Here is a 12,734-nt window from a genome sequence, read left to right as displayed (position 1 = left end):
ACAGATCGGCGGCCCGACGCAGGCCCTCTCCTGTATTCCGCGTACAGAATGCGGTCCGGGCGCGCCTTTTCGGGTGGGCGTGCGTTCCTCTTGTCTCCTAGGGGGTTTTCGTGCGCCAATCGCGGGTTGACATGGTGCGCCGTATCATAGCGGCGGGCGTACTCGGCATTTGCTTGTCTTCTTGCGGCGGGCGCGGCGCGACGGTTCCGGCGACGCACGGGAGCAGCCCGGGTACCCCCGACTCGCCGCAATCGGCCACGGTCGTCTTCCAGTTCAGCTACCCGAAGCCGGGGACCAGCGCGAGCAACCGCCGCTCGCCGCGCTACATGTCGAGCGCGACCAAGTCGGTCTCGATCCAGACGACCGACGTCAAGATCCACGGCACCGGAACGGACATCACGTCGACCGAGCCTGCATATCTGCTCGCCGACCAGACCTTCAACTTCGCGAACCTGACCGGCAACCCGAACACCGCCGGCCAGTGCGGTACGGACCCGAGCAACGCCGGCAACTACAAGTGCACGGTGAACGCCTACGTCCCGATCGGTGACGCCACGATCGCGATCAAGAGCTGGGACGCCAACGGTGGCACCGGGAACGTCCTCTCCGAGCAAACGCCGACCGAGTGGGTCGAGGAAGGCGTCGCCAATCAGTTCTCGCTCTCGCTCGACGCCAATGCGTCGGCGTTCACCGTCACCGGCAGCGGCGCGTGCAGCGTCGGGACGGTCGGCACCGCGTTCGGCGACACCGGCACGACGCCGGTCACGTTCACGACCGCCTCGACCGACGCCGACGGCAAGACGATCGTCGCACCCGGCTTGCCGACGGTCGAAATCGAGGACAACACCTCGACCTATCAGTCGGCCTCGGGCACCATCAACGGGACCGGCGGCAACGTGACGTTCACGATCAACCAAAGCGCCGGAACGTTCACCCTCACGCCGACGAGCTCCAGCGAAACCGGCGCGACCGTCAACGTCAAGCTCGTCCCACCGGGCAGCGACGGCCTCTCGTTCGCGCTGACCAAGTCGTTCACGTTCGCGACGGGTGTGGCACCCCCGGCCCACAACTTCCTGGCCGCCGTCGAGCAGACGAGCGCGACCAGCGGGACGGTCAACTTCTACAACGTCTCGCTGGGCGGGAGCGGCGGCCCCGATTCGCTGACGGCCTACTCGACGCCGACCCTCGCGGTCACCAACTCGACGAACGAGAACAAACCCGACGTCGACAACCCCACCGGCCTCGCCTGGGACAGCAGCGGCGACCTGCTGATCGCCAACGCCGACAACAGCAGCCACAATGCGGGCAACCTCGCCTGCGTACCGGCCGGCGCGATCACGACCGGCGCGAACACGAGCACCACGACCTCGGTCGACGTCACCGCGCCGCAGAACGTCGCTTACGACAGCGGCGACGGCAGCGTCGCGCTCTCCGACCTCTCGCCGACCTCGACGTACCTGCTCTCGGAGTATCTGCTCACCGGCGACTACACGCTGGCCTCGTCGGCTCGCCAGATCTCACCGATCAACGGGAGCATCGGCGACAACTGGGCCGTCGACATCCCGCTGAGCGCCTTGAGCCACGGCACCTACGCGGCCGCGCTCACCGACGGCGCCGAGACCGACGCGTCGGCGTCCGGCAACCCTGCCGGGACGTCGAAGATCGTCATCCTCAGCCCCAACGGTACCCAGACCAGCATCTCGCAGACGACGACGCCGACGGCCTGGGCCGTCGACGTGCCGTACGCGCTGGCGTGGGACTCCACCAACAGCCAGCTGGTGATCGCGAACCACTCCGCGTATCACCCCAGCGTCGCGTTCTACACCATCGGCGGCAGCGGCAACGCGCCGTCGGCGACGCAGACGCACGTCATCGGCGCGGACACGTTCTCCGATCAGGCGACGTTCGTCGCGACCGCCCCCAACGGCTACGTCGCCGTCGCGTACGGGTCCGCGTGGACCGGAAACAGCCTCGTCCAGGTCTACGACAACACCACTGCGCGCAACGCCGTGCTCGGCCCGATTCCGTTCAACGGCGTCACCGACGCGGCGAGCAACTGCGACACCTACGTCGACGGCGGCGCCAATGCGACGGTGCTGGTCGAGCAAATGACGTGGCTCTCGAACACGAAGCTCCTGCTCGAAGTGTACGACAGCGTGAATTCCTATACCGGCCTGTACATTTACGACATTACGGCCAGTGCGGTCCCCCCGGGTGATGACGACCGCTACTGCTACGACGACACGAGCACGCCGTTCGCGGCCGCGCCGGAGCAGACCAGCTTCACCCACTTGAGCTCGACGCCGCACGGCGTCGCCTTCAAGCCGTAACGGAGAGAGGACGATGGGACAACCCTACCTCGGCGAAATTCGGTTGTTCGCCGGCAACTTCGCACCCGCCGGTTGGATGACGTGCGACGGTCAATTGCTCGCGGTCGCCGACTACGACACGCTCTTCGACCTGATCGGGACGACGTACGGCGGCGACGGCGTGAACACGTTCGCGCTGCCGAACCTCGCCGCTCGCGTGCCGCTGCACATGGGGACCGGCAGCGCGAGCACGTACACCCTCGCGCAAACCGGCGGCGTCACCACCGTCCAACTGACCTCGGCGACGATCCCCTCGCACACGCACGCGGTGATCGCCGACGGAAACGCCGCCACGACCGGCAACCCGTCGGGCGCCTACTACGCCGACGTCGCGCCGAAAACGCTCTATAGCACGCCGGGCGGAGCGCACAATCCGCATCCGACGACGTACCGCTCCTTCAACTCCGCCATGCTGGCGATGCAAGGCGGTAGCCAGCCGCACGACAACATGCAACCGTACCTGGCGATCACGTTCATCATCGCCATCTACGGCGTCTACCCGAGCGCGACCTGATGTCGAGCCCATACGTCGCCGAAATCCGCGTTTTCCCGTTCAACTTCGCGCCCGTGAGCTGGGCGTTCTGCAACGGACAGCTCCTCTCGATCTCCTCGAACACGGCGCTCTTCTCGCTGCTCGGCACCAACTATGGCGGCAACGGTTCGTCGACGTTCGGCCTGCCGAATCTCCAGGGCGCGGTGCCGATGCACACGACGAGCTACTCCAGCTCGCCGCTCGGCACGTTCCCGATCGGCGCCACCGGCGGCGAGGCCTCGCTGCAGCTCCTCATCTCGGAGATTCCCTCGCACACGCACACGGTGCAAGGCGACCTCACGCCCGCGAACGCGCTGTACGCCTCGCCGAGCGGCACGATACCCGCCAACGCGACGCCGACCCTGATCTACTCGACCTCAGGAACACCGCAGACGGTGACGATGAACCCGTCGATGATCGGCGTTACGGGCTCGAGCAGCGCGCACAACAACCTCATGCCCTACCTGACGCTGAACTACTGCATCTGCCTGCAGGGCGTCTACCCGCCGCGCAGCTAGAGGAGAGAGCGCATGTCCACCCCGTTCCTCACCGAGATCCGCATCTTCTCGTTCAGCTTCGCCCCCAAGAATTGGCAGATGTGCAATGGCCAGACGCTGCCGATCAACACGTACCCGGCCATGTTCTCGCTGATCGGCACCACGTACGGCGGCAACGGCACGACCACGTTCGGCCTGCCCAACCTGCAAGGCCGCGTGGCCATGCACGTGAGCAGCGGCTACGTCCTGGGCGGGAAAGGCGGCGAAGAAAGCCACCTGCTCACGCAGAGCGAGCTGCCGGCCCACCTTCATTTCGCGAGCGCCGACGGGCAGTTGGGCGACGCGAACTCGGTCAACATGAACGGCGCCTACCCGGCCTACACGACCACGCTGCCGATGTACTCCGCCGGCAGCAGCAACATGGTCTCGATGTCGCCCTCGATGGTGACGTCCTACGGCAGCGGCGGCGCGCACGAGAACCGGCAACCGTTCCTGGTGCTCAACTACTGCATCGCCGTGGCGGGCATCTTTCCGAGCCGAAACTGATCGCGAGAGGACGAGACACACGGATGAAGCGCGCTCCTTTTCTCCTCGGCAGCGGCGCCGCGCTGCTCGCCGGCTGCGGCGGCGGAGGCCATTCCGTCATGCGGGCGATCCCCGGCCTCGATGCGCCGGCCGCGGTCGCGCACAAATCGAACGCGAAGCTGCAGTTGGTCCCGGTCACGCCCGACCCCATTCCCGCCGACGTGCTGGCCAACCCGATCGTCGGGGAAGCTCGCCGCTTCAACGGCTCGGTGGCGCCGCGCGGGTGGATGTTCGCGCAAGGCCAGGCGCTGCAGTCCGACCTCTACGCGGGACTCGCTCAACTGTTGGGCCGCTCGAACGGGACGGCGAAAGCGACGTTCGCGCTCCCGCTCGCAGCGTTCCCACTGATCATCGCCGTTGAAGGCGCTCGACCGACCAGTCCGGCGACGCTCGCCGCGGTACGCCGGCCCTCGACCGTTGCCGCGGCCGGCCTCGGGCCGGACGCGCGGCCCGCGCCGCCGCGGCTGCCGACACCGCCCACAGCGGAGGAGCTCGCGGCGCGTCAGCTCGCACGCACCGCCGTCCACGTCACCGGCGCCACGCCGGCCGAGCTTTCCGGCGCCGATCGCACGCGCTTCGCCGCGGCGACCAGCGACGCGCGCACCGCGGCGCTGGGCGCGCTCTCGCCCGCGACCCGAGCGCAGGTCGACGGCGCGATCGACGCGGCGGCGGCCGGCCGCACCGACCTTCACGGCGCCGTCACCGCGACGGCAGCGGCGCTGACCGACGATGAGGTCGCGGCACTCAACGGCGCCAACGCCGGCTACCTGCGTCCGTTCAGCGGCGGCTGGTCGCCGAACGCGGCGGAAGCGCGGCTCGCCGCGGCGGGATTCCTCGTCTCGGTGGCGATCACGCCGCAACAAGCACAAGCGATCGCCGCGCGCGAATAGGCACCGGTCCCGGGCGCGACGTCAGCGCGCCGCGGCACCCCGCGTCCGCAGCCGCACGTAGAGCGGATCGAGCCAGCGGCGCGCCCACGCGTCCCGCTCGGGATCCGCGTCGAGCGCGCGCGGCGCGAAGGCAACGGACGGCTGCTTTGCGTCGCGCGACGTCACCGCACGCATCGCGGCGGTCTCGCCGGCGGTCGGCGTAATGCCGAAGCGCGGCAGCACCTGCGCGAACACCGCCTCCGGCAGCTCCGCGTAGTCGACGAACGCACCGGGTTCGGCGTCTTCGCGCAGCGCCGACTCCGCGAGCGCCGCGAGGAAGCGCGGCACGTAGTCCTCGCCCGCCAGCTCGGCCGGATCGGTGATCCCCAACAATCGCGGATCGATCGTCCCCGGCACCGCCTCGGGACCCAGCTGCCGCGCCTGCGATTCGAGCAGCGCGCGCGGCTCGCGAAACGCGAACACCCAGGGCACCGCGGGGAAGACCGCGCGCAGGACCGGCAGCTCGAGCGCGTGCCAAGCGCCCCACTTCACGAACGTCCGCGCGCGTTCGCCGGCCGGCCGCGCCAGCGCGTGCAGCATCGCGTGCAGCCGCCGCGGCGTGACCGCGTCCGGCACGTGCCGCCGCAGGTGGAGGAGCGCGTCGAGCGGCTGCGCTTCGGAGAGCACGACGGCGCCGTCGAGCTGCATGAGCATGCGGGCGATCAGCGTCGAGCCCGCGCGCGACTGGTGGAAGACGAAGCCGGCCGGCAGGTGCGCCGCCGCGTCGTCGACCAGCGCGTCGAGGACGTCGAGCGGCGTGCGCACGGCGAACACCGCGTTGAACGGCCGGCGCATCGCGCGGTCGGCGTCGAGCTCGAAGAACGGTTGGCGCGGCGGCCCCCCCAGGCGCGCCCAGGTGATCGTCGGCGGCCCGCTGCGGATCGCGAGGTGGACCGGCGTCCAGCCGCGCAGGTCGGCCGTCAGGCGATCCATCGCAGGTTCCACGCGTACGCAGCCTGCGCACGCGCGGCGTCGAGGTCCGCCGGCGTGACGTCCAGGCCACGCTCCACGGCGAGTCGCAGCACCGCCTCGGCGCACGCCTCGTCGGGCACCGACGCGAGGCCGCGGGCGCAGTCTTCATCGGCGGCGACGAGCGCGCGGAGTGCCGCGAGCCCGTCAGCCGACACGCGGCTCCCCGACCAGCACCGCCAACACTTGCGCGCGCATCATTCCCGGCAGGCCGGGCGTCTGCGCGACGATCTGAAAACCGAGCCGCTGCAAGAGTGCGCCGCTGCGCAGATTGGCCGGATCGTAGGTCGCGCTGAACTGCCGCATCCCCAGCTCGCGCGCCGCGTAGTCGAGGACGCCGCGCACGGCCTCCGAGGCGTAGCCGCGTCCCTCGTAGCCGGCGTCGAGCGTGTAGTCGACCATCGCGGCCGGCGGATCGGAACCGAAGCCCGAGAGGCCGACGGTGACGATCGGTTTGCCGTCGACGGCGGCGCGATCGAAGCCGACGAAGGTCGCCGCGCGACCCTCGTAGCGCCGGCCGCGCACGTACTCAATCCACTCCAGGTGCCGTTCGACCTGGTCGCCGAGCGAGGGGTCCCAGCGGTCGAAGCGCTCGGCGTTGCGCACGCGATAGTCACGCAACGCCTGGGCGTCGCCGGGTTCGGGCTCGCGCAGCAGCAGCCGCGCCGTCTCGATCACTCGCGCACCCGCCGCGCCGCGATCAGCCGAGCTTCTCTTTGAGCAGCTCTTGCACCAGCGGCGGGTTGGCTTTGCCTTTCGAGGCCTTCATCACCGCGCCGGTCAGGAAGCCGAGCACGTTGGTCTTGCCGGCCTTGTAGTCGGCGACCGACTGCGCGTTGGCGGCCAACACCTCGTCGACGATCTTCTCGATTGCGCCGCGATCGCTGACCTGTGCCAGTCCCTCGCGCTCGACGATCGCCTTGGCCGAGCCGCCCTCGGCCCACAGCGTCTCGAGCACCTGTTTGGCGGCCTTGGAGTTGATCGCGTTCGACGAGGTCAGGGCGACCAGCTCGGCCAGCGCCGGCGGCGTGACCTTGCCGTCGGCGACGTGCGTGCCCGACTCGTTCGCCAACCGCGAGAGGTCGCCCAGCACGAACGCCAGCGTCCCCAGCGGGTTGTTCGAGATCGACACCGTCGCGTCGTAGAACGCCGAGAGCCGCGCGTCGTCGACCAGCTGCGTCGCGCGCTTGACGTCGATCCCGTAGTCGTCGAGATAACGCTCGAAGCGCGCGTAGGGCGTCGTCGGCAGCGCGGTCCGCAGCCGGTCGACGTCGCCGCGCGCGATGTCGAGCGGCACCAAATCCGGATCGGGGAAGTAGCGGTAGTCGTGCGCCTGTTCCTTCGAGCGCTGGCTGCGCGTGACGCCCGCGCCTTCGTCCCAGCCGCGCGTCTCTTGGATCACGCGCCCGCCGCTCTCGATCACGGCGATCTGCCGCGCGATCTCGGAGACGATCGCGCGCCGCACGCTGCGAAACGAGTTCATGTTCTTGATCTCGGCCTTGGTGCCGTACTCGGTCGCGCCGCGCAGGCGGACCGAGACGTTGGCGTCGCAGCGCAGCGAGCCTTCTTCCATCTTGACGTCCGAGACGCCCAGCTCGCGGAATGTGCGCGCCAGCGTCTCGAGGAACGCGACCGCTTCGTCGGCGCTGCGCAGGTCGGGCTCGCCGACGCACTCCATCAGCGGCACGCCGGCACGGTTGAAGTCGACCAGCGACGAGGTCGCGCCGGCCAGCCGGCCGTCGGCACTGGCGTGGGTCGACTTCCCGGTGTCCTCTTCGAGATGGATGCGGGTCAAGCGGCACGAGCCGCGCGTCCCGTCCTCGAGCCAGTACTTCACCACGCCGCCTTGGGTGAGCGGCATGTCGTACTGCGAGATCTGATAGTTCTTGGGCATGTCCGGATAGAAGTAGTTCTTCCGGTCGAACTTCGAGTGCTCGGGAATCTCCGCCCCGAACGCCAGCCCGGCGCGAACGACGTGCTCGATCGCCAGCGCGTTCGGCACCGGCAACGCACCCGGCATCGCGAGACACACGGGACAGACGTTCGTATTCGGTGCGCCGCCGAATTGGTTCGGGCACCCACAGAACATCTTCGACTCGGTCTTCAGCTCGACATGGCACTCGATCCCGATGACCGCCTCCCAGTTTGAAAGGCGCTCCGCCCCTGGCTCCGCGCCCCCCACGCCTTCGGCGTGGGGCCCCCCGTTCGCGCGCGCGCTATCGATCGTGCTCATGCGAGATTCCCCGAGGGCGCGCGCAACGACATAGTGCTTTCTGTCACCGGCGTCAACTTCTGGGCGTGTTGGGTTGCGCGCTCGTAGGCGTGGGCGATGCCGAGCAGCTCGCGCTCCGCGAACAGCGGTGTCGCCAGCTGCAGACCCAGCGGCATCGGCCGCGTCCCGTCCTCGGGGACGACCGCGCCGCACGGCACGCTGAGCGAAGGCAGACCGGCCAGCGAGATCGGGATCGTATAGTAGTCCATCAGATACATCGAGACGGGATCGGACTTCGCGTTGAACGTGAAAGCCGGCGTCGAAGCGGCCGGCGACGCGATGACGTCGCAGCGCTCGAACGCGCGCGCGAAGTCCTGCGCGAACTTCGTCCGCGCCTTCTGCGCCTTGAGATAGTAGGCGTCGTAGTAACCCGACGAGAGCGCGTACGTCCCGATCAGGATGCGGCGCTTCACCTCGGGGCCGAAGCCGGCTTCGCGGGTGCGCTCGTACATCTCGCCGACGTCGGCGCCGTCGACGCGCAGGCCGTAGCGCACGCCGTCGAAGCGCGCCAAGTTCGACGAGCATTCCGCCGGCGCGATCAAGTAATACGTGGCGACGCCGTAGTCGGCCGTCGGCAACTCCACCTCGACCAGCGTCGCGCCGAGCCGCTCGAGGTCGGCGTACGCGGCTTCATAGCACGCCCGCACGTCCGGCGCCAGCGAGGCCAGATCGAACTGCTTGACGATGCCGACCCGCACGCCCCGCAAATCCGTGCGCAGCCCGCTCGCGGTCGGCTCGGCGACGCGGTCGACGCTGGTGGCGTCGAGCGGGTCGTGGCCGGCGATCGCGTCGTAGGTCAGCGCGGCGTCCTCGACGGTGCGCGCGAACGGCCCGATCTGGTCGAGCGAGGACGCGAAGGCGATCAGCCCGTAGCGCGAGACGCGGCCGTAGGTCGGCTTGAAGCCGACGATGTTGCAGAACGCGGCCGGCTCGCGGATCGACCCGCCCGTGTCGCTGCCCAGCGAGATCGGCGTCTCGAACCCGCCGACGGCGGCCGCGCTGCCGGCGGACGACCCGCCCGGGACGCGGTCGAGGTCGTAGGGGTTGCGGGGCTTCTCGAAGGCCGAGTTCTCGCCCGAGGAGCCCATCGCGAACTCGTCGAGGTTGGTCTTTCCGACCGGCAGCGCGCCCGCCGCCAGCAGCTTCGAGACCGCCGTCGCCGTGTACGGCGCGACGAAGCTCTCGAGGATCTTCGAGCCGGCCGTCGTCCTGGTACCGGTCACGCAGAGGTTGTCCTTGAGCGCCACCGGGACGCCGGCCAGCGGCAGCGTCTCGCCGGCCGCCAGGCGTGCGTCGACCAGCCGGGCCTGCTCGCGCAGCAGCTCGGGCGTCAGGGTCCGGAACGCCAGCAGGCTCGCGTCGGCGCGCTCGACGTGCGCCAGGACGGTCTCGGCGACCTCGGCGGCGCTGACCTCATGGGCGTTGACCGCGCGCGCGATGGCGGCGGCCGAGTCGCGGATCGGGTCCACCTAGCCCTCCTCGCCGATGATGCGGGGAACGCGGAAGAACCCGAGCTGCGCCTGCGGCGCGTTGGCCAGAGCGGCCTCGCGGGTCAGCATCGTCTCGGGCCGCAGCGCATCGGCCCGCTGGACGTTGCGGGAGGGGATCACTTGGGCCGTGGCCGGGACCTCGGCGGTGTCGAGTTGCGCCAGCGCGTCGACGTGCGACATGAGGTTGCCGAGCTGCGCGCCGTAGAGCGCGACCTCGTCCTCCGTGAGCGCCAACCGTGCGAGCTTCGCGACGTGGCGGATATCGATCCGGTCCGATGCCATGACCAAGAATCGTTCGCGGCTCGCGACCCGCCCTCCGCCGAGCTCGGGCGCCGGCGGACAGACGACGATCAGGTGGTGGTCTTCGGGCTCCAGGCCGTGCACCAAGAATACCGGGTTACACGGGTCTGCAAGACCGAACACGTTCCTGCGGCACCGATCGTCTTGGTGAAGTGCGCGCAGTTCCGGCACGCCTGGCTGCCGCGCGAGCGTCCCTGAAACCGGTACTTCTGCTTGAGAGACTCGATACTTTGCGCGTTGGCGAGGACCGGGGCAACGCCGAGCAGCACTCCAGGAAGAGCCGCTACCAGACGGAGCGCCGCGCCCCGAGAGAGGGAACCCGCACGATCCATGTCCCTCTTATCCGCTCCCGGAGTCCCACTTTTCCTCTGTTCTATCAACCTAGCGGCGGCAAGCAGCCAAGGAGCACCGGGGCGCGCCGCGAAACCGATCTCCATGCGATCTTCGGGGCCCCTCGAAGACCCGCGCTGATTCGCGCCCCCGGGTGCGTGCGGCTAACCTTGACCGGGAAGGTTTCTTCGTGCAGTTGCGTTCTTTGGTATGGTCCGCCTCGCTCGGCACGTTGGTCGCGCTGGCGACGGGTTGTGCGGGTGGCGGCTCACATGCCCTGCCGCAGCCGTACCCCGCACCCACCGGCACCTCGACGGCGCCCACCTATTCGGGGCAGCGCGCACCGGCCACGCTGACCCTGACGATTCCGGCGCCCACGACCTCCGCGGCCGCGGGCCGCCGCGGCCCCGCCTACATTCCGGCGACGGCGCATACGGTCGCCGTGCAGGTCCTGGAGGTCGGCGGTTCTCCCGTCAGCGATGCGGCGCAGACCTCGACGCTCACACCCGGTTCCGGGTCGTGTTCGACGGTCAGCGCCGGCGACTACACCTGCACGGTCACGGCGCAGATGCCGATCGGCACGGACGAGACCCAGATCAGCATCGAGGACGCCAGCAGCAACTTGCTCGCGGAGACGCTCTACAGCGCGACGGTCGTCGAAGGGCATGCCAACACCTTTGGCTCGGTCGCCTCCCCGATCACGCTCGACGCCAACCCCGGTGCGATCACCGCCAACACGCAAACCTCCGGGACGAGCTTCGCCCAAAACGGCACGAGCGCGGAGTCGTACACCCTTGCCGTCGTCGACGCGCACGGTACGGCGTTCGGCAGCCAGCCCGGACTGCCGACGTTCGCGAACAACGCCGCCGTGACCGGTTGCAGCGGCTCGACCACGTCGGTGAGCGGCGCGACGCTGACGCTGACGCCCGGCTCGAGCTGCACCTCGTTCACGTTCGCGGTGGCGGCCGACCCGGCGGGCACCAGAAACGTCACCACCACGTTGGCCTCCTCGCCCAGCGCCGGCGCGACGAGCTTCACCGTCAGTTCGGCGAGCGGAATCTTCATCGGCCAGTACTTGGTGATCGACGAGCTCGCGTTCTCGGGGACGACGGTCCTCACCGAGAAGGCGCTGGTCACCGGGGTGTCGGGGACGACGATCACGGTGTCGACGGGGTTGTCGCACGCGCACAGCAGCGGTGCCAACGTCTACCACTACAGCGACAATCTCGGGCCCTCGACCGCATCGTGGAGTGTGACGATCGCAGTGACCCTCATCGCCCCGCTCGGCTGCAACGGCAATGCGACCGAGACGTGCGAGCTGGTCACCTACAACACCTCGCTCGGCGACCCGACTCAGGTCCTCGCGACGACGACCAAGAGCTACACCTACGGGCGCTTCGACACGCGCGATGATCTCTTCATAGCCGACCAAGCGAATTACCACGTCTACTCGACGACGTACAACAGCGGGACGCAGACGTTCGGAACGCTGAGCACCGTCGGCAGCCCGCCCAACACCGGAAGCAACTTCGGCTTCGACGTCTCGATCGGCACCGCGACGCAGAGCGGGGCCGTCGGGATGAACAACTTCTACTACGCGACGCCCGGCGACACGCCGTGGCTGAGCTTCATCCCGCAGGGCGGCTCGTCGGTGACCAACTGGACGAGTTCGCTCGAGGCGAGCGGTAATTGGTACTCGCCGACGGAGCTCCAATTCCCGAGCGTGGCCGTCCTCGACAACGCCTCCGGTACCGTGTTCGGGTATGCCTTCGACATCGCGAACGTCGACGACGCGACCCCCGACGAGATCGTCGTCACGACCGGGGCGAACGGCGTCGAGCAAGACATCTCGAGCCCGTACATCACCAGCGTCTCGGGCAACGACCCGGCCATCCCGGTTCTGGCCTGGGACAACGGGCGCCAGTCGCTGATCTACGTCAACGCGACGACCGGCGGCTCTGCGAACGTCATCGAACTCACCCGCAACGGAACGACCGGCGCGAGCCTCAACGCCCCGGTCTCGGTCGGCTCGGTCGCCGGGCTGCCGGAATACGTCGCGGTATCGCGCGACGGCACCTCCGTCGCCGTCGCCTGGTACAACGGCACCACCGACGAAATCACGTGGTTCCACAATCCCGGCACCGGCTGGACGACGGGCGCCACGGTGAACCCCGGCTTCCAGGCATTCACGTCGATGCACTTCATCCCCGGCGACAACCTGGTCGCCACCGACAGCGGCCCGAACCAGGCGGGAACGTCGATCTTCGTCAACCTGTACGAGTTCACGCCGTCCGGAACGCAGATCAGCGGGAGCCCGCACTCGGCGACCACCGACTTCGCGAGCAGTTGCAGCGGCGAATCCCCCAACTGCTATGTCGTCTCCGACTCGGCGGTCTCGTTCTAGAGCCGTTCGAGACCAGGTAACCAGCGCGAGCCGGCCTCGGGCACCGGCTCCCGCAGA

General features: G+C 69.1%; 12 protein-coding genes. 6 read left to right on the top strand and 6 right to left on the bottom strand.

The window, feature by feature from the left end; genetic code table 11:
* The first annotated feature begins 131 nt into the window (after positions 1–131).
* The 5 genes from VMD91_00850 to VMD91_00830 are packed head-to-tail and all read left to right on the top strand — an operon-like array spanning position 132 to position 4,873.
* Complete coding sequence (locus VMD91_00850; protein ID HTW82595.1) at positions 132–2,330, top strand: hypothetical protein; 2,199 nt, start codon at positions 132–134, stop codon at positions 2,328–2,330.
* Positions 2,331–2,343: 13 nt separating this feature from the next.
* Positions 2,344–2,883 carry a tail fiber protein gene (locus VMD91_00845; GenBank protein ID HTW82594.1) on the top strand — a complete coding sequence of 180 codons (540 nt, stop codon included), beginning with the start codon at positions 2,344–2,346 and terminating at the stop codon, positions 2,881–2,883.
* Complete coding sequence (locus VMD91_00840) at positions 2,883–3,419, top strand: tail fiber protein (protein ID HTW82593.1); 537 nt, start codon at positions 2,883–2,885, stop codon at positions 3,417–3,419. The genes VMD91_00845 and VMD91_00840 overlap by 1 nt, the downstream gene beginning before the upstream one ends.
* Positions 3,420–3,431: 12 nt before the next feature.
* Positions 3,432–3,944 carry a tail fiber protein gene (locus VMD91_00835; GenBank protein HTW82592.1) on the top strand — a complete coding sequence of 171 codons (513 nt, stop codon included), beginning with the start codon at positions 3,432–3,434 and terminating at the stop codon, positions 3,942–3,944.
* Positions 3,945–3,967: 23 nt separating this feature from the next.
* On the top strand, positions 3,968–4,873 hold the full coding sequence (locus tag VMD91_00830; protein ID HTW82591.1) for a phage tail protein: 906 nt from the start codon (positions 3,968–3,970) through the stop codon (positions 4,871–4,873).
* Between the two features lie 21 nt (positions 4,874–4,894).
* Here the strand turns inward: VMD91_00830 and VMD91_00825 are convergent, their stop codons facing one another.
* The 6 genes from VMD91_00825 to gatC are packed head-to-tail and all read right to left on the bottom strand — an operon-like array spanning position 4,895 to position 10,027.
* The gene (locus VMD91_00825; protein ID HTW82590.1) at positions 4,895–5,845 is read right to left on the bottom strand and encodes a hypothetical protein; all 951 of its coding nucleotides are present in this window, start codon (positions 5,843–5,845) and stop codon (positions 4,895–4,897) included.
* Positions 5,833–6,039 carry a hypothetical protein gene (locus VMD91_00820; protein HTW82589.1) on the bottom strand — a complete coding sequence of 69 codons (207 nt, stop codon included), beginning with the start codon at positions 6,037–6,039 and terminating at the stop codon, positions 5,833–5,835. Before VMD91_00820 ends, VMD91_00825 begins: the two co-directional genes overlap by 13 nt.
* Positions 6,029–6,559 carry a GNAT family N-acetyltransferase gene (locus VMD91_00815; GenBank protein HTW82588.1) on the bottom strand — a complete coding sequence of 177 codons (531 nt, stop codon included), beginning with the start codon at positions 6,557–6,559 and terminating at the stop codon, positions 6,029–6,031. The genes VMD91_00820 and VMD91_00815 overlap by 11 nt, the downstream gene beginning before the upstream one ends.
* A 22-nt stretch (positions 6,560–6,581) precedes the next feature.
* Entirely contained in the window at positions 6,582–8,114 is a 1,533-nt protein-coding gene (gene gatB / locus VMD91_00810) for an Asp-tRNA(Asn)/Glu-tRNA(Gln) amidotransferase subunit GatB (protein HTW82587.1), read from the bottom strand.
* Positions 8,111–9,622, bottom strand: a complete 1,512-nt coding sequence (gatA, locus tag VMD91_00805) for an Asp-tRNA(Asn)/Glu-tRNA(Gln) amidotransferase subunit GatA (protein ID HTW82586.1) — start codon at positions 9,620–9,622, stop codon at positions 8,111–8,113. The genes gatB and gatA overlap by 4 nt, the downstream gene beginning before the upstream one ends.
* Positions 9,623–10,027 (bottom strand): Asp-tRNA(Asn)/Glu-tRNA(Gln) amidotransferase subunit GatC, encoded by a 405-nt coding sequence (gatC, locus tag VMD91_00800; GenBank protein HTW82585.1) that lies wholly within the window; start codon positions 10,025–10,027, stop codon positions 9,623–9,625.
* Between the two features lie 436 nt (positions 10,028–10,463).
* Between gatC and VMD91_00795 the strand changes: the two genes are divergently transcribed.
* The gene (locus tag VMD91_00795; GenBank protein ID HTW82584.1) at positions 10,464–12,677 is read left to right on the top strand and encodes a hypothetical protein; all 2,214 of its coding nucleotides are present in this window, start codon (positions 10,464–10,466) and stop codon (positions 12,675–12,677) included.
* Positions 12,678–12,734: the final 57 nt, after the last annotated feature.

Source organism: Candidatus Sulfotelmatobacter sp., assembly GCA_035504415.1.
Taxonomy (GTDB): domain Bacteria; phylum Vulcanimicrobiota; class Vulcanimicrobiia; order Vulcanimicrobiales; family Vulcanimicrobiaceae; genus Vulcanimicrobium.
The sequence above is the reverse complement of the archived record's forward strand: the minus strand, read 5'-3'. Positions and strand labels throughout refer to the sequence as shown.